The sequence below is a fragment of the Cupriavidus sp. 05N39 genome, from assembly GCF_056397325.1.
Genome location: NZ_JBFTNE010000064.1, coordinates 1 through 17115 on the forward strand (window position 1 = coordinate 1; position 17115 = coordinate 17115).

12 protein-coding genes and 1 pseudogene are annotated in these 17115 nt (G+C 61.6%); 4 read left to right on the forward strand and 9 right to left on the reverse strand.

Features of this window, described 5'->3' with window-relative positions; translation table 11 throughout:
• Positions 1-154 (reverse strand): annotated as a pseudogene (locus tag AC1DN0_RS26790) (nucleotide-binding protein); the annotation flags it as partial.
• A 143-nt stretch (positions 155-297) separates the two neighbouring features.
• On the opposite strand from AC1DN0_RS26790, the gene AC1DN0_RS26795 reads away from it, so the two are divergent.
• Positions 298-2160, forward strand: coding sequence for a serine aminopeptidase domain-containing protein (locus AC1DN0_RS26795; RefSeq protein WP_441626158.1), 1863 nt, complete (start codon positions 298-300; stop codon positions 2158-2160).
• A 183-nt stretch (positions 2161-2343) separates the two neighbouring features.
• On the opposite strand, the gene AC1DN0_RS26800 is transcribed toward AC1DN0_RS26795, so the two are convergent.
• Genes AC1DN0_RS26800 through AC1DN0_RS26810 form a run of 3 tightly spaced genes read right to left on the reverse strand, consistent with a single transcriptional unit; the run spans position 2344 to position 6256 of the window.
• Positions 2344-4605 carry a polysaccharide biosynthesis tyrosine autokinase gene (locus AC1DN0_RS26800; protein ID WP_441626156.1) on the reverse strand — a complete coding sequence of 754 codons (2262 nt, stop codon included), beginning with the start codon at positions 4603-4605 and terminating at the stop codon, positions 2344-2346.
• Positions 4602-5066: a low molecular weight protein-tyrosine-phosphatase gene (locus tag AC1DN0_RS26805; protein WP_441626154.1), complete on the reverse strand. Its 465-nt coding sequence runs from the start codon at positions 5064-5066 to the stop codon at positions 4602-4604. The genes AC1DN0_RS26800 and AC1DN0_RS26805 overlap by 4 nt, the downstream gene beginning before the upstream one ends.
• Positions 5067-5077: 11 nt before the next feature.
• Positions 5078-6256, reverse strand: coding sequence for a polysaccharide biosynthesis/export family protein (locus AC1DN0_RS26810; protein ID WP_441626152.1), 1179 nt, complete (start codon positions 6254-6256; stop codon positions 5078-5080).
• Between the two features lie 32 nt (positions 6257-6288).
• Here AC1DN0_RS26810 and AC1DN0_RS26815 point away from each other — a divergent pair, with 32 nt between their 5' ends.
• The 3 genes from AC1DN0_RS26815 (at position 6289) to AC1DN0_RS26825 (ending at position 9693) form a co-directional block, all read left to right on the forward strand.
• Positions 6289-7284, forward strand: coding sequence for a ChbG/HpnK family deacetylase (locus AC1DN0_RS26815; protein WP_441626150.1), 996 nt, complete (start codon positions 6289-6291; stop codon positions 7282-7284).
• Positions 7285-7468: 184 nt separating this feature from the next.
• Complete coding sequence (locus AC1DN0_RS26820) at positions 7469-8824, forward strand: lipopolysaccharide biosynthesis protein (RefSeq protein ID WP_477146137.1); 1356 nt, start codon at positions 7469-7471, stop codon at positions 8822-8824.
• 164 nt (positions 8825-8988) lie between these two features.
• On the forward strand, positions 8989-9693 hold the full coding sequence (locus AC1DN0_RS26825) for a glycosyltransferase family 2 protein (protein ID WP_441626146.1): 705 nt from the start codon (positions 8989-8991) through the stop codon (positions 9691-9693).
• A gap of 188 nt (positions 9694-9881) precedes the next feature.
• On the opposite strand, the gene AC1DN0_RS26830 is transcribed toward AC1DN0_RS26825, so the two are convergent.
• The 5 genes from AC1DN0_RS26830 to AC1DN0_RS26850 all read right to left on the reverse strand — a co-directional run bounded on the left by AC1DN0_RS26830 (position 9882) and on the right by AC1DN0_RS26850 (position 16899).
• Entirely contained in the window at positions 9882-11024 is a 1143-nt protein-coding gene (locus AC1DN0_RS26830; RefSeq protein WP_441626144.1) for a glycosyltransferase, read from the reverse strand.
• Between the two features lie 51 nt (positions 11025-11075).
• The gene (locus AC1DN0_RS26835; protein WP_477146138.1) at positions 11076-12377 is read right to left on the reverse strand and encodes a glycosyltransferase; all 1302 of its coding nucleotides are present in this window, start codon (positions 12375-12377) and stop codon (positions 11076-11078) included.
• Positions 12378-12787: 410 nt separating this feature from the next.
• Entirely contained in the window at positions 12788-13876 is a 1089-nt protein-coding gene (locus AC1DN0_RS26840; protein ID WP_441626140.1) for a glycosyltransferase family 4 protein, read from the reverse strand.
• Between the two features lie 133 nt (positions 13877-14009).
• Positions 14010-15155: a glycosyltransferase gene (locus tag AC1DN0_RS26845; RefSeq protein WP_477143656.1), complete on the reverse strand. Its 1146-nt coding sequence runs from the start codon at positions 15153-15155 to the stop codon at positions 14010-14012.
• 334 nt (positions 15156-15489) lie between these two features.
• Entirely contained in the window at positions 15490-16899 is a 1410-nt protein-coding gene (locus AC1DN0_RS26850) for a hypothetical protein (RefSeq protein ID WP_441626136.1), read from the reverse strand.
• Positions 16900-17115 lie beyond the last annotated feature (216 nt).

Consider the following 17115-nt stretch of genomic DNA (forward strand, 5'->3'; position numbering starts at 1 on the left):
GTATCTCCGCCAGACCGCCTTCAGCCCCCTGGTCGAACCAGCTCGCCACCTTGCCCCGGCGCATGTCGGCGTCGATCAGCAGCACACGCTGGCCGGCTTCGGCAAACAGCACCGCCAGGTTGATGGCGGCGAAGGTCTTGCCCGCGCCCAGCGTGCCAAAGCTGGAGCGCGCAGCCGGCGTGGAGCGGATGGCATAGTGCCTGGCGCTGGCGAGCGTACCCGTTTCTGCGTGGGCTTTGCCAGCGCCGCAATCGGAGGCGAAAGCAGCGCCCGGGCGGGCGCGAGCGGGGAGTCGGCATGAAGCGCGTCATATTGCATGGCTGTGCCGGCTGGCTTCACGGCGAGACCGGGAGAACCGGCGTGGTCCTCTGCGCGCCGGGCGGGCACGAAGCCATGTGGTCGCATCGCGCCTGGCGCCACCTGGCTGATGATATTGCCGCCGCGGGCCTGCCAGCGTTGCGCTTTGACTATCCGGGCAGCGGGGACTCGGGCGGCGGCGACGATGACCCCAGGTTCGTCGAGCAGGCCGTGGCGAGCATTGTCGCGGCCGCGGCACGGCTGCGCGAACTGGCCGGCGTCGAACGGGTGGTGCTTTGCGGCCTGCGCCTCGGGGCAACCCTTGCGGTGCTTGCGGCTGAAGCCATGGCTACCCACCACAGCACGGCTGCCGCTGGCCTGATCCTGCTGGCGCCCGCGACCAATGGCCGTACCTACCTGCGCGAGTTGCGGGCACTCCACGGCAACTGGCTGAGCAGGGCGATTCCCGATCTCGCCGTGGCGCCTGCGCAGGACGGCGCCCAGCAAGTCCTGGCATTCCGCCTTGTACCGGAAACCGTGGCCCGGATCGGCGCGTTGAACCTGGCGCGCCGGCGGGCTTGCCCGGCGCCGCGCGTGTTGATGCTGGATGCCTGGCCTGGCACGGCCTCGGCGGTGGCGTCGCTGGCGGCGAGCTACGAAGCGGCGGGAGTGCAAGTCGAACTTGGCGGGTTTGACGAATACCCCGCCATGATGCAGTCGGCCGAGTATGCCACCGTGCCCGAGCGGGCCTGGCGGAGACTGCTCGACTGGCTGCGGCCCGGCGCCGCGCCCGCACGGCTGCGGCCGCACCGCGGCGAACCGCGCGTCAGGCAGACACAGGGCTTGCAGGTGGATGGCGGCTTCGAACAGCCGGTCTGGCTGGGCGGGGGGCGCCTGTTCGGCATCCTTTGCGCGCCACGCGAGCGCCTGCCGGCCGGCACCGCGGTGATTTTCCCGAATACCGGTGGCAACCATCATGTTGGCGATGGCAGGATCTTCGTCACGCTGTCGCGCCAGCTCGCCCGCCTGGGCGTGGCTGCCTTGCGGCTCGACGTAGCCGCGCTTGGCGACAGCCCGGCAGCGGCAAGGCAGATGAGCATTCCTTCCATCTATTCGCCGCCGCCGTGCGCGGACGTATGCGCCGCGGTCGAGTGGATGCGAGCCCGGGGCTTCAGGCGCATCGTGCTTGCGGGCGTCTGCTCGGGCGCTTATCTCAGCTTGCACGCGGCGCTTGCCAACGCGGGTGTCAGTGGGCTGGTCATGGCGAATCTCGTCAAGTTCCGCTGGGATCTTGCGGACGACGCCGCGGCCGGAAGCAAGCTGCAATCGATACGAGGCTACCTCGTGGCGGCACGCAAGCCGGAAAACTGGCAGCGCCTGCTGAGCGGCGAGATTCACGCATGGCCGATTGTGTCGAGCCTGGCTGGCCGGGTCGCGCGCCGTGCCGCCGAGCGCCACGCCAGGTTGATGGCACGGCTGCGCGGCGCGGCCGACATCGCCACGGTCAGCGGTTTCGCCTGCCATGCCATGGGCGAGCTGAACCGGCGTGGCGTGTATACCGATTTTCTCTATGGCACGGGCGATCTCGGCCTGGAGGAAGCAGCGTTTTGCTTCGGGGGCGACATGAAGGCTCTCAGCGAGCTGGAGCGGGTGAAGCTGCACACGCTGCCGTGCCTGGACCATTCGCTGTTCCTGCCCGCGAGCCGCCAGGCATTCGCAGAGTTCCTGGTCCGGCACGTCATGCGGCACGAAGCCGAACTGGCGGCCGACACCGCGGCCACGGATGAATCGCCACAAGCGCCGCCCCTCGCGTCCGAGCCCGCCTACCGCACCGCGGGGCTGTTCAACTCCGCGAATCCATAGGGCTGCCGCGGCAGACCGCCTGGCGCTGCCGCGAGGGCTGGATTTCGTCCAGCCGGGAGCGCCGGAAGCCCTGTCCCCCAGTCATTGTTTTCGACTGCCATTGCGAGGCTTGTCTTGCGCACGGCCATCAAAGGAAAAGGGCCGATGCCCTCACGGCATCGGCCCTTTGCGCGTAGCGGCGGTTCAGGCGCGCTTGATGCGTGAGGTGCCGTACTGGTTGAGATAGCGATACTTGCCGAAGTGGTAGTGCGCCCTGTACCAGCGGCCATCGATACGCAGGCCGTTGAACAGTACCCCCTTGATCTCACCGCCGGCTTGCTGGATGGCCCTGTCCGCCGCCGTGATCTCGCCGACAGTGGTCTGGTCGGCGCGGGTCACCATGAAGACCGCGCCCGCCCTGGCTGCCAGGATGCCCGCGTCGGAAGCGGCAAGCACCGGGGGCGTGTCGATCAGCACAACGTCGTACTGTGCCTTCAAGGTATCGAGCAGGGTATCCAGTTGCTCGCTGAGCAGCAGGTCCGCCGGGTGCGGCGGCTCGGTGCCGGTCGGGATGACGTCCAGCCCAGGCAGGACCTGACGGCGGATCGCCTGGTTCAGCGGCGTGCCGGTCAACACCTCCGACAGGCCCGGGCTACGCGCCACGCCAAAGCGATGATTGAGACTGCCCCGGCGCAGGTCGGCGTCAACCAGCACGACGCGCTTGCCGCCGGAGGCCAGCACCGCCGCGAAGTTTGCGCAGACGAACGATTTGCCGACGCCCGGCGCCGGACCGGTGACCACCACGACGCGCGAGCGGCTGCCGGCCAGGGCAAACTGCAGGGCGGTGCGCAGGCTACGCAAGCTCTCGATGGCCGGGTCGCCGGGTTCCAGGTGAGCCAGCACATCGCAGCGCCCGCCGTCCTTGCCGCCCGCCTTCCTGGCGGCTTCCGGGCGTGCTTGTTGCGCACTGAAGGGGATGGTGGAGTACACCGTCAGTCCTGTCGACTTTTCCACCTCGTCGGCATCGCTGACGCCACCGTCGAGCAAGCGCCGCACGACAACCGCCAGCAGGCCCAGCAGCAAGCCCAGCACCAGCGCCACGCCGGCAATCATGCTGCGGTTGGGCCGCACGGGCTTGAGCGGTACCTCGGCGGTATCCACCAGGCGTGCCGTGCCGACCTTGCTTGCCTTCACCAGCCTGAGTTGCTGGGTGTCGTTCAGCAGCGACTGGTAGAGCTCGGTACTGACCTTGACATCACGCATGAGGCGCAACACGTTCTGCTCGACATCCGGCAGCTTCTGGATTTTCCCGGTCACGCCATTCAGTTGTGCATTCAGGCTGGCGATCTGGGAGTCCATGATCTCGATGGTCGGGTGATTGCTCGTGAAACGCGCAATCAGCTCCTGGCGCTTTTGCCTGAGTTCCTGCAGGCGCGTCTGGATTTGCACGGATTGGCCAAGGATGAGCTTCGACTCTTCGCTCAGATCGATGGTACCGCGCTGATTGCGCATCGCGTTGTAGCGCGACTCCGCGGTTTCCACCTGTTGCTTCAGCTGGGGCAGCTGACGATCGAGGAAAGCCAGGGATTTTTCGGCTTCCGCAGCCTTGCGGCGCACATTCTGCTCGACGTACTCCGCGCCGATTTCATTCAGGATGGCGGCCGTCTTCTCGGCGGAGTTGCCTTCGAGCGTCATGCCGATCACGCCGCTCTGCTTGCCGCGCTCCAGGATCATGAGGCTCTCCTGCAACTCCTCGATGGCCGCGGCGCGGGGTATTTGCTGCACGTAAAAGACGCTGCCAGGTCGGCCATCAAGCTCGCTGACCAACATGCTGACCTTGCCTTGCGGTGTGTCGATGGTTAGCGGCTGTCCCACGGTGCCGGTCGACCTGACATCGTTGCTGGCGAAGCTCACGCGGTACTGCTTGCCGCCCAGCGCGGTCAGCTGGATCGTCCTGTCGGCCAGCTTGGGCGGGACTTCGAGGCTCGCCACGCTGATGCTTTCCTGGCCCCAGGCAAAGCCGCCCCAGCCGAACAGCCCGGGCGTCGACAACTCCTTGTTGAAACTGGCGATGGCTTGCCCAACGACGGGGAAGTAACGGGGCGAGGCCTTGATGTCGAGATGCAAACTGTCAATCGCCTTGCCCACCACCATGCGTGAGCGCAGCAGCTCGATCTCCGCGGAGGCAGCCGGCTTGACGTCAAACACGGGCGTGACGTTTGCCGTCTGCTTGCCGGCAGCGCCAGCGCCGGCATTGCTGTCCTCGACCTGCACGACGATGTCCGCGCGATAGACCGGCTTGGCCAGCATCGCATAAACCAGCCCGGCGCAGATCACCCCCCCGGCGACGACGAGGAATGTGCGGCGATAGCGGACCAGCACATCGACATAGGACGTAAAGTCGATCGGCTTGCCGCCATCGTCCCACGTCTCCGGAGCCTGATTCCGCGAATTGACTATATTCATGACGCTTCCCCGTAGCTGTTTGCCGGCGTGATCGCTTGTATGTGAGCCGACCACGATTCAACCCCTTGCTTGATCAACCCCAACACGAGCACGAACATGCCTTGTGAGCCACCGTAGGGGTCTGGTACATCGACATGTGAGAACTCGCACAGCCTGTATGTCTTTCCGCGTGCCTGCGGGTAGAGCCGTTCCAGCTCGTCGCGTTGCTCGTTGTCCATCACCAGCACCAGGTCGGAGACGGCGATCAGTGATTCGTCGACGGTAACGGCGCGATGGGACTCCAGGGTGCAGCCCTCCATCGCCAGCAGGCTGGTGGCGCGCGGATCGGCGGTGGCGCCCACTGGCGGGTCGAGTCCGGCCGAGCGCACTCGGCAGTTGGGCAAGGCGCGCCGCAGCAGGCTCTCCGCCATCGGGCTGCGGCACCGGTTGCCCAGGCAAACGACCAGGATCGAGCGGATCATCGCCGTCTCCACTACGGACGAGCGATGCTTGCCGTGCCCACGACCGGCTGGATCAGCAGGCTCATGACCCGGCTCCAGCGCACCACCGCTTTTGCGTCGACATAGACCACGTCCTTGGGTTCGAGCTCGAAGCCCTCGGCAATGGCCAGCGCAATCGGCGAGGTCCCGTCCAGGTGGAACACCTTCGGTTCATCGGTGGCCGACTTGCGAATCACAAAGATCTGCTCGGCGTTGGCGGATCCGGGGTTGACGCCGCCCGCGTCTCCCAGCGCCTCGTTAAGCGACATGCGCCCGTTGCGCATCAGCAGCGAAACCGGCCGCACCACTTCACCGGTGACGAAGACCTTGCTGTCCTCGCGTTGCTCGACGCGCACGATGTCGCCGGAGCGCAGCATGATGCGTGCGGGATCCACTCCCTTGGCGAGCAGGGCAGGGATGTTGACGTACCAGCTCTGCTCCCCGCGAGTGACGCGCACGCGGCTGTTGTCGCCGGTCAGGTTCAATACGCCGCCAGCGCGGTTGAGCGCCTCCACCAGGGTCATCGGCGCGTCGTCGATGGCTTGCATGCCCGGCGTCTTCACCTCGCCGTCGACATAGATGCGCTGGCTGCGGAAGCCCAGCACGCGGACCGTCATCTGGGGATCCTTCACCACCCGCGACAGGATGCGCGCCATCTGGTCGCGCACATCGTTGGCGGTTTTCCCGGCCACCTTCAGCACGCCCGCATACGGGAACTGGATATCGCCCTGGGCGCTGACCACATAGCCGGGCACATTGGAGCCGCCGCTGGAGGTCGGAATCTCGAACGCGGCGCCGATGCTGTACGTCTGCGTCGGGAACACCAGTTCAGGGTGATCCCAGACCACCACCGAAATGATGTCTCCGGGACCGATCCGGTAAGGCTGCGGTGTCGCGTACAGTTCTTCCACACTTTGATTGGTCGGCCTGCTCTTGCCCTTCAGTTCACGAACCAGGTCCAGGGTGATCGGCGTCACGTCGACCTCGGCGTCCGACCCCATCGCGGTGGTAGAGGCCCGGGAACTCATCGTCATCCCTGGCGAGGCGGCAACGCAGGCTGCCAGCAAAGCGGAGGCGCCGAGCAAGGTCAGGCGCGAGAGAATCGTATTGCGAAGCGAAGCGCCGGTGCGGAATTCTGGCTCATCATTGCATGCGTTCACGGTATTCTCCATGCTTGTTCCAAACGGACATCGCAAGGCATGCCATGTCCACGGATGATCGCATCTTAGAAAGCCGCTCGTTCAGATTCGGTGCGCTGTCGCACACTGGCCGCGGGGTTGCGCCGCGTGGCCGGAATCGGGATGGAGTGTGGGCGGCCGCACGGATTGAGGCAGTAGCGTTGCGTAGCCTGCGTGCAGGGGCGTGTCATGGCTCGGGGTTGCCCTCGGGCCACGCCTTCTCCCTTCCTGCAACCCGGCTAGCGCTGGAGAAGACGATGCGAAGCTTGATCATCAACGCCGACGATTTCGGGTATGACGAAGACACCGTCAAGGCGACCATTTCCTGCTTCGAAGGCGGTCTTCTCACCAGCGCGACCATCCTGGCCGGGTGTCCCGCGTCCAGGCTGGCCTATGACTACGCCAGGCAGCATCGCAAGCAGCTGTCATTCGGCCTGCATTTCAATATCGTCGAAGGGCGGCTTGCAGCACAGGCTGGGAAGTCGTCCCTTTGCGGCGGCGACGGCATGCTTCGGCCGTGCAAGGCACAGCGGGTACGCGCCATGGCAGGCCTGCTCGCGGAGAAGGATATAAGAGAGGCGTTTCGCCAGCAGCTCACCGAATTGCGCGATCACGGCGTGCAGGTCACGCATGTCGACGGGCATGGGCATTTGCACAAGTACCCCGCGGTCATCCGCGCGATCAAACAGGAGATGTTGCAGGCTGGCATCAAATGGGCCCGCCGGCCGCAAAACTGCTATTTCCAGAAGAATGCGATACGCGGTGCCTTGAACGTATGGTTGCTGCATCACTTTTCCGGACTTCGGCATACCGATTACTACATCGCGGCGGACCCGCGCGAGCCCGGCTGGGCATTGCGGTTGCCGGCAATCCTGCGCGATGGCGTGACAGAGATGTCGGTTCATCCCGGCTTCGCCGAACCCTGGCGGCGGGACGAGTCCGCGCCGTTGCTCCAGCCCGCCGAACTGGCTGCGAAGCTCAAGAGCGCCGGCATCGCGCTGCGGCGCTATGGAGACTTATAGGACATCGCCCGCGCCCGAATTGATCGCCATGCCAACACGGCTCGTGTGGCACGCCGCTGCGCCATGGGGCCCGCCGCGCGCATTGTTTGCTGGCGCACATTTTTAGTTTCAACGGCATCCCGCACCATGGCGGAATCAGCGCCAGTGATGCGCGGCAGGCGAGCCGATCACGAGGAAATGAACGATGCAAGGAAAGGGAGCCACGGACGCCCAATCCGCTACGGCCGTTGAGTTCGGCGATGCCATGGCGAACGCGGAAGAGAAGCAGGATATGAGGTCGATCCGGCTCGCCGTGATGAGCTCCTTTGTCTCGAAGGGGTCCAGCGTTGCCTATCAGGTGATCAGCATCCCGCTGTTCGCGAGAGTGCTCAATCCTGAGGATTTCAGCGCGATCATGGTCTACTACGGCATCACGACCTGGCTGACCCTGGTGGCGATCGGCGTATGGCCGACGGTGTCGGCGCATGCCGCGGACAAACGCAAACAAGGCACACTGCCGGCCGTGGTGCTTGAGTCGGCACTATGGCTCAGCGCACTGCTTGGTGCGGTCATCGTGCTGGCGCTGGCGTTCCGGCCGGTGCTGGAGGGCAGCGGCGCCAAGCTGTTTTCGGCGGAGTATTTCAATCTGCTGGTTGCCGCATTGTGCTGCAATGCGCTGATCTTCGTATTCTCGCTCGGAGAGTCGGTCAACCAGGGACAAAACCGTCAGCATGTCAACAACCTCATTGGTGCCGCGTCCAACATCCTGAATGTCCTCTTCATCTACGTGGCGTCCCAGTCGGACGCCACGGCGGACGTGGTGTCCCTGTTCGTCGCCAGCCAATTGGGTTTCATCCTGGCAAAATTCGGCTGCTTCGCCAGTGTGCTGAAACGGGTTGGCTTGCCGCATGGGGTTCGTGCGCCGGGCCTGGCCAGGGAACTGATTGTGAATTCCAGGGCCTTCCTGCTGGCGCAACTCTCTGGCGCCTGCTTGCAGCAGGGCGCGGTGCTTCTGTGCTATGAGTCCGGACGCGCGCAGGATGCGGCCCTGCTTGCATTGATGTTCAGGGCCAACATGCTGCTGAGCAGCGCGGTATGGATGATCAACCAGCCGCTCTGGCCGATAGCCCATCGCCATCTTCTCGACGGGAATACACAGTGGCTCCTTGCGCTCTACAAGAAGCTGAGCCTGCTCTATACCGCCTACGGCGTCCTGGTGATTGCCGGGGCAGCGGTTCTCGGTGGTTATGTCATTACGTTCTGGACATCGTCCGAGTTTGTGATCTCAAATGCCACGGCATCGCTATGCGCGCTATATTTTGCGATCATCGTGTCAACGCAGGCGGRCATTCCGGTGTTAATGGGGGCTAAGGCGTTCGCAAGTCTGAGTAGGGTGGGCATGTCCGAGCTGATGGTTGCTGGCGTGCTGGGTGCGCTGCTTCTGCTCACGGGCAACATCAATTTCCAGTACGTTGTGATCGCGCTGATTGTCGCCAATTCAGTCACCACGCTATGGATGCTGCCAAGGGGCGCGCTACGGATTCTTCGTCAGCCGAGGTAACTGTACCGCGCTCGGCTGCTGCCGGCTCGTGCGCAGCCGAAACCCTGACGCCGGCGGGAAACCGGGAGAGCATGTCGTTGTCTGTCTGGAGACGTCCCGCAACCCGGGCCGCCCTTTCCTGATGGCAGCGATTATTTTTTTGCCGCTTTTTTTCAGGGTTCGAGATGACAAGAATCTCCGTCATATCCGTGAACTACAACAATCGCGATGGTCTGGCGCGCACCATGGACAGCGTGGCCAGTCAGCAACGCGTTGGGTTTGACCTGGAGTACCTTGTGATCGATGGCGGCTCGAAGGATGGGTCGGTCGAACTCATGCAGGCGCGACGGCAGGAAATCGATGTGTTGATCAGCGAGCCGGACGGCGGCATCTACGACGCCATGAACAAGGGCCTGTGCCATGCCACCGGGGACTGGGTCAACTTCATGAACTCGGGCGACTGTTTCGCGGATGAGTTCGCCCTGAAGAGAATCGCAGAGGCGGTCGGGGAAAAGCCGGAATGCCGTCTCGTGTATGGCGACAATATCAGCGTGCGTGGGCACGAGTCCGCGGATGTCGTCGATGTGCTGAAGGCCGGGATCATCCATGCCTGCCACCAGGCGATGGCATTCTGGATCTGCGATCTGCGGTATGACGAGCGCTGGCCGATCTACGCCGACCTGGACTTTGTGCTGCAGTACTACCTCCGCTTCTCCAAACAAGCGTTCTACTATCTCGGCGTGACGCTGTCGTCGACAGAGGAAAGCGGAATGAGCGCAGCGCACCCGCACCGTAAGCGGCTGGAGAAATTCGGAATCCTGCTGACCAGGCTCGGCCCGCTGGCGACGCTGCGCGCCCTTGGAAGCGCGGTGCTGCGCAAGTTCCTGTAGGAAGGACGGTCCTTGTCGTGCCAGGCGCGATTCGGGGCGGCCGGGCGGATGACCGGCCTGCCGTGCTCAGGATACCCGCTCCGTGCGGCATGCCCGCGATCGCAGCGGAGCTGGCTTTCCTTGGAATCTGTCGACTCGGAAAAATGAGTGCCCTCTCCGTCGTTTGATTCCGTATATCGGAATCTTCCTCAATCCATAGCCTCGATGAGCCTGCACGCCGCAGCGGAGATATCGAAATTTCGATCGAAACAGCGTCGCGCACTATTACGCATCGCTATCCAGTCCTCCCGGGGCAATAGCATCATGCGGATGATTGCCGAGCAGACCCCTTCTGCATCGTCCGAACTCACAATTCCTCCACCGCTACTCTGTATTTCTCGCCAAATATCTACCTGGTTGGTAATAATTACGGGTATTGAAGCGGCTAATGCCTCAGCAATGGCCAGGCCATAGTTCTCCTGGTGTGACGGCAATATAAAGGCATACGCGCTTGACAGGAGTCCCCACTTTTCATCGCCTTCGACTAATCCAGTGAAATGTATTCTCCCCAGGCCGGCGCCGGCGTCCGCGCGGACTCTCAATTCCTTGATATATTCCTCCGGCCCCGGGCCCGCGAAAACGAGTTCGATATCCTCCACGGAGGAGAGTGCTCTGGAGAATCCATCTATCAATATATCGCAGCCATTTTTTTCGTGCAGCCGACCGAGAAACAAGAGCCTTCTCGCATGAGTGCCGTTCGGTCTGTGCTGCGCCAGGGAGTCGGCGAGCTGCTCCAAATCTTTTGCGGAATTTTTAATTCCTGTCGGAACAATTTTTCCCTGGAATTTTGTAAATGGGAAAGCGGTGATTCCCTTTCTCTGTTCTTCGGGATTCGTGAAAAATATATCGTTGGCCGAATTTAGATTTTTGCATTCAAAGGCGAGCCAATATATTATTTTCTTTATGTATTTTAATGGGTATTTTTTGTTTATGATCGGGTCCAGCGTGCTGTGTGGAAAAACATAGTATGGGACGCCAAGCGATCTGCAAATATGCCCGGAAATGATGGAGTGCAATTGCCAAAGGCCGTGAATCAGCACTACATCGGCCGCGGCTGCACGCCGACTCAGTAGGTGCCAGAGATCTGAATAAAAACCGAACTTGGAATTTTTATCGACAACCGCCTCCCAGGAGATATCTGGGGGCCAATGGCGCGCTTCCTTGCTGCTATCGAGGGTTATGACGTTGCATGTATGCCCCATCGATTCAAGTTGAAGGCAGAACTGAGATACGTACGCCGAAACGTCTTCAGTGGCGGGATTGAGTGTTGGGGTAACATGAAGTATATTCATTTCACTACTCCGTCGCCGTCGCAGGCAGCATTGAAACAAGAAACTCCTCACTCATTCTTTGAATGTCGCTTTGACTATATCAATTCTCTTCACGTTCACGGATTGCATTCGGTATTTTTTTGCGAGTAGCAAGYAGCCAATAAATAGCCCTCTGACTCTCGGCCATAAGAGATCCATGTCTGATGATTTTTCCGCTCGCTCTCTTAGGGAGATGCAAGTAAGCTTTGTTATCTGGATGGCGGTCGAAAGATAATAGAGCGGAACAAATCCGATGGTTCTTGCCAGCGTCATCCCATTTGCAATTTTCGCGTATCGCGAAATAATCGGGCGGCTTGCACAGAAGCCGGAAATCATCTTCCTCAGGGTGACCGGGTTCATCCGGCGAGGATCGATCGCATGTACAATTTGCGCGCTATCCTGGTACCATCCGTCATAGCCCGCCAAATTAATTGCCAAGCATAGTTCCGTATCGTCGCCAGCCAATTGTGATTTCCCTGCTCTCCCGCTGAGAATGGGAACAAAACCAAAGCAATAGAGCCTGATGATAACGGCTGCTCGACAAGCCATTCCGGCGCCCCAGACTGGAGAGCCATGATCGAGGCGGCCGCTCTGATCGTATTGCCGTCCCACGGCATAGCTCGTGGCATGTACCTGAACATCGTCGGGAAATCGTGAGCCAGTGGGCAATCGCGTACTAACGCCGATCAGTCCGATATTTGGCTCATTTTCAAAGATCCGTATAATTTCCGGAAAATAATCCTCCGAGGGCAGGTTGTCATCATCGATAAAGCAGATGAATTCGCCGCGTGATGCCAAGACGCCCGTCCGCCTCGCATATGCCAATCCTTGTCGTCCTTCCTTGACAATTCTAAGTGCGGAACAATCAGGCTCATTCAACGCGAGCCTGGCAAGCATTTGAGTATTGTCGCTGGAATTATTGTCGACAACGATTATCTCCCACTGGTCTGCGGGCAGGCAAGATTGCGCCATATAGGCGCAATGCTTCAACGTCTGCGTGATCCGGTCTGCGGAATTGAAGCAGCAAATAATGATGGAGATCTTCATCTTGGAGCCAATTTTGGGATGTTTGATTTGTTCACCATCAGAATCATGCAAATGGCGATTCCTGTTTCCACAATCAGCCAATTCATCGCTGCGCCTTCGGCGCGCAACATAATTGGAAGAAGGCAGACGCTCAGCAATGAGGCGACCGTATCCATCGCTGCCCAGGGCGCGCGTCAGCAACGGTATTGTCACCAACGGCAAGGCATAGGCCGCGATTTGAACAAGAAAGAGATATGAGGAAAGCCGAGCGAGAGACTTCGGCGCCTTTTCGGCTTGAATGAGCGGCATTAACAGTTACCCCAAAGCTCGGATTTGACGCTTCTCACAGGACGTTCAAATGCAAGGACGGTGCCGGCGCATAGTTTGGGCAATAGGTCAGGATCTAGTTGGGTGGAGGTGTCGATCGTGTCCACTGGGGAGCGTTGGTCGCGTTTCCCGTGGGCTGCCATTTCTACAGCCATCGCATCGAACACTGCACAACCGGCACGAACTTCCTATTGCTCTACACAAACGTACCGCGCCGCGGATGCTTGCACCGTTCGGCAAGCCACACATAGGCGGTTTGCAGTGGGTGCCATGGAGTCCAACTGCTATTGCAGCGCTAGCTCGCAGGGCTCTAGCCTTACCGCGCTTCATGCCCAGGCGTGCACGCCGTCTCGGCAGGCTTATCTACTCAACGAATTTCAGATTCAGGACCGTTAGCGTGCATGTTCAGCGTGGCATATCATCTGGACGATCTGACCCAGGGTTTCTCCCGCGTGCTCGCGATCGATCCGGAACTGGTCGCGCAGCGATGCCTGCAAGTGAGTGATTTGCGTAAGCTGGGGTTGTTGCTTGCGCAGGAACGCAAGCGCGCCAGCTACGAAGTCGGCTCCCTGGGCGACTACGAGTCCGCCGTCGCCGCGAATCATCGAGGCAATGCAGCCGCGGTCGTTGGCGATGACCGGAATGCCATAGCTATGGGCTTCAAGCACGGTAAGCGGAGAGGCCTCGTTCGCATATGTACTGGGGAACACCAGCACGTCGATGCCGCAAAAGAACTGATGCTTGGCTTCGCCATGTACCGCGCCGACGTAGCGGGCGGCGGGTGTCCGGGCGAGCTCCGCGTTGAAATCCGCAAGGATTTCCTGCGCGACAGGCCCGGCGATGCGCGCATCGATGTCCAGGTTCAGTTCCTGGGCGCGTTGCACCAGGGCAAAGAAGGTGAAGATGCCCTTGGCCGTGGTGATATTCGAAAGAAAGCCGATCGTGAGCTTGTGGCGCTGCGATGGCTGGGGGACATCCTCCTGCTCGAAGTCAACCAGGCTCGAATTGGGCAGAACGCGTACCTGCGTGGCGGGCAGGCCGTATATCTGCATCAGCTTCTCGCCCATGCCGTCGCACAGCGCAAGATGCGTGGCCCCCGGCGCGCACCATAGCAGCGCGCGCGTGTACCAGCGCGCCCTGCTGATGTAGGCAAAGCTGTGGTGATGGATGAAGATCCTCAAGCCAAAGAGATGTGCCGTGAGTGCAAAGGGGATATCGAGCATTTGCCCGAGCCCGCCTGATATGCCCATGTAGAAAGAGCGGGGCCGCTGCGACAGGCAGGCGTACAGGAGCCGGATCCAGAGCATGAACCGCCGGCAGAGGCTACCTGCCAGCGCGAGCTTGCCGGTGCCCGCCCAGCCAGTGTCCAGCGTGATGACGCTGGCCTGCTTGCGCAAGTGTTCCAGCATGCGCAGGCAGGCCGCGGAATAGCCATGCACGGGCGGTGGCAGTGGACCCAGGAAGATAACTCGATTGGACATGCTGTTCCTCAGCATCGATAGCCTTGTGTTTCCGTGGCGTGCCTGGCGCCGCTGTTGCGGCTTTTGCCGAGGTGCGCCTGCTCGGGCCGCGGCACCACGCGGCGTAGCCCGCCGGTGCGTTGCGCGGCAACGTTCAGCGTCGTGCCTCCTCAAGGATCGTGATGCACCCGTCCACGATGGTGCGTCCAGCCGCCGCCGGCGTGAACTCTCCAATGACTTCCAGGCACCTGCGGGCCGTGACTTCGACATCGCTAAAGATCCGTACCGCCTGCCCAAGGGCGCCGGCAAGTGCCTGGATGTCGCGAACCGGAAACGTCAGGCCGGTCTCTCCTTCCAGCACCAGTTCCGGAATACAGCCGCAATGATCGCTGACCACCGCGGGGCAGCCATAGCTCAATGCCTCGTTGACCACCAGGCCCCACGCCTCGCTATGGCTTGGCAGCACGAGGCACGTGGCACGGCCATACTCCGCGGCCAGCTTGTCAATGGCCATCGGGCCAAGAAACTCCGTTGCCGCTGTCACGCCGAGTTCGCCGGCGAGCCGGTCCAGCGATGGCCTGTCATCACACGGGCCGGCCAGGACCAGGGTGGCGAGCGGATGCTCGCGCAGGACCAGGGCAAAGGCGCGCAGAAGGTCCTTGACCCCCTTTTTTTCCGAGATTCGTCCGACAAAGAGGAACCTGGGCGACGAAGGCGATGGCGCCAGTTCCAGGCGACGCTTCTCTGCGTGTTCCGGGCGGTACCCATGTGGCAGGGCCGCCGCCTGGCAACGGCCGAATACCCGCGACGGCTCGGCCCCTAGCGACACGGCGTAGGCGTAGCCGCGCTGTCCGTAGACGAATACGCCGTCGCAGTGTCGGAAGAAGAATACCTTCAGGCGATGCTTGATCGGATTGCTAGGCTGATCCATGGCCGTGGCGTCGCAGAAGACGGCGCGCCGTTTGCCGCGCACCATGCAAGCAAGCAGCATGGCCCAGTACTCGATCAGGTGATATCCGGGCATCACCACGATGTCAGCCGGCGAGCGCCACACCTCCTGCACCAGCCGCAGGCAGAGCTTCCAGCGGGGGATCGCTTCATAGGGGAGGTCGAACAGCACTCGATGCGGATACTTGTGATAGCTCGCGTCGACGTTACTCATTGACGTGCGGCCGCCGTCAGTCGGTACTACGTGAGAAAAGCGCACGCTCCGGCCAAGCTGGCGTGCATGCGAGAACGCCTCGCTGAAGACCGCGCCCTTGTATTTGGGCCATAGCATGTTGTGATAGATGTCGATCATCCTGCCTGCCTCTCAGTTCCCTCAGCCTCGGATATCCACTTGCAACGCGAGTGGCGCCAACTCCGGAATGGCGGTTTGACGCCAATGTACGGCTGCCATGCTGTCAGCACCGTTTGCTAGCACACAGATTCAGCGCGGCTTCGGGGCGGAACGCGGGCCGCGCATCTGCATCGACGACGGCTGCGGCGTGGCGCGCGCCAGCTGCGGCATGACGCCGAACCGACTCGCGTGGCGAGTCACTGCTCGACGTTGGCGATGGCGGTAGCGCGGTGTCGCCGCCGCGGTCCAGGGGCCACGGCGGCATTCGGGAGTCGATCAGCGAGACCGACGCTGCTCAGGATGTGACCGGGTGTGCCGGCAGCGAGTCAATGCGCGCTCGCGCGCGCTTTCGGCGGTAACGCATCACACGGTCTACCGCAAAGAAGGCCAGCGCCGCGCCCGAGCCGTAGGCGACGGCGACCATCAACGCGCCGCGCAGCAGGAAGATCAGATAGAGGGAAAAATAGATTCCCGCGGCCTGCGCCAGAGGATTGTCCGAGTAGCAGAACTTATCAAGCAAGCGCGTTACCCATGCAAGCGCCACCGCTGCGATGACGACGCCAAACACGGAGAGGTCGACATAGGCTTCCGCGACCAGAGGTGCCGACAAGTTGTCGAAATCCATCTGGTAGTTTGCTGACAAGTACTGTCCGATTACGATGCCCGTGGCCAGCGGTTTGGTTTCCCAGAGGGTGTGTGGAACAAAGAACAGGAACGTGCCAAGCAGCTGCCTGCCCAATTGAATTCCCTGGCGGTCAACGAGCTCCACCATGGTGTGGAGATTCGCCCAGGCATCATAGTGCAACTGCAGAAAGTGGGAGAAGTAGAGATCGGGATCGAGTATAGCCTTGAGATCCCAGGACTCCACTTGATTGTGCGTGAAGGCCGAAGACAAGGGGAAGAACACCCCCATCAGAAGCAGGAGCACGGTGATCTGGACGCGTGACGTGCGGGCCAGCCCGGGAACCAGCAGAAACAGCAGCCCCAAATAGACCGGACCGAGCGTATTGCGTTTCTCGATTGCGGGGTTCAGGTTCACCAGTACACAGGCGAGGAAGAAGAGGAAGAAAAGAATCCAGACCGGTTCCTTCAGAAAGCGGGTCCGCTTTGCCGCGACAATCATGAACAACATCGGCACCGGGATGAAGCAGAAGAACTTTTGCTCGAGGAGGTAGGCGGGCGATGATTCGAACGTCCCCAGCGTGACCAGTTCGATGGACCGCGTTGACAAGTAGACGGTAAGAAGGCCAACCGGTACCAGCAAGAGCGCTCGACGCACCGATAGCCGGGTGGAGGGATGGCGCGTCGGCGGACGAACGGAATGGCGCCTTGTGCGGATGAGGATGTAACGCCTGGCGAGCAGGTAGCTCAGCACGAAGGTCATGCAAAGCAGGTTCGTGATGACGGCGTACGTCTCGTTGAGAACCGAGGTGTTGACAAGGTTCTCCTCTAGCAAGGCCAGTTGGACATTCGGCGCAAGGAGCAGAAACATCAACTCGAAAAGCAGAACGGCCGCGTCCGCCATCGACGGGAGCCTCTCATTGTTGTGCATCACCCAGTGTGCGGCGATGACGGCCGCCAGCATGAACGACGAAGCCAGCAACGTGGGCGTGCTGACGTGCGACACGGAATGGCAGATGCTGACCAGCGAGACGATCAGCGCGATCATTACCATGTCCCACACCGCGTTGAGCGGGATACGCATGTGCTGACTCCTCTCACTATTTCAAGGCAGACCGCCGGGCAGCCTGCTCGCGGATGGGAGGGACAAAGCCGGCATGTTGTCCGGCGGGCCGTAGGCAGCGCCCCGCGTCCCCTGGCCTGCGGGCGTTCTCCCGATGAAGCGCCTGGGGCGCCTCGCCCCAGGCCTTCGCAATGGTCCCAAGTGTTGCCTTTGGTGCGGGAGGGCGTATGTTCGGCA

What these genes read in the sequence shown, in the direction of transcription:
- AC1DN0_RS26850 (WP_441626136.1), bottom strand. Translation starts at nt 16,899, where the DNA reads ATGCGTATCCCGCTCAACGCGGTGTGGGACATGGTAATGATCGCGCTG.
- AC1DN0_RS26845 (WP_477143656.1), bottom strand. Translation starts at nt 15,155, where the DNA reads ATGATCGACATCTATCACAACATGCTATGGCCCAAATACAAGGGCGCG.
- AC1DN0_RS26830 (WP_441626144.1), bottom strand. Translation starts at nt 11,024, where the DNA reads ATGAATATACTTCATGTTACCCCAACACTCAATCCCGCCACTGAAGAC.
- AC1DN0_RS26805 (WP_441626154.1), bottom strand. Translation starts at nt 5,066, where the DNA reads ATGATCCGCTCGATCCTGGTCGTTTGCCTGGGCAACCGGTGCCGCAGC.
- AC1DN0_RS26840 (WP_441626140.1), bottom strand. Translation starts at nt 13,876, where the DNA reads ATGTCCAATCGAGTTATCTTCCTGGGTCCACTGCCACCGCCCGTGCAT.
- AC1DN0_RS26795 (WP_441626158.1), top strand. Translation starts at nt 298, where the DNA reads ATGAAGCGCGTCATATTGCATGGCTGTGCCGGCTGGCTTCACGGCGAG.
- AC1DN0_RS26815 (WP_441626150.1), top strand. Translation starts at nt 6,289, where the DNA reads ATGTCCACGGATGATCGCATCTTAGAAAGCCGCTCGTTCAGATTCGGT.
- AC1DN0_RS26800 (WP_441626156.1), bottom strand. Translation starts at nt 4,605, where the DNA reads ATGAATATAGTCAATTCGCGGAATCAGGCTCCGGAGACGTGGGACGAT.
- AC1DN0_RS26810 (WP_441626152.1), bottom strand. Translation starts at nt 6,256, where the DNA reads ATGGAGAATACCGTGAACGCATGCAATGATGAGCCAGAATTCCGCACC.
- AC1DN0_RS26825 (WP_441626146.1), top strand. Translation starts at nt 8,989, where the DNA reads ATGACAAGAATCTCCGTCATATCCGTGAACTACAACAATCGCGATGGT.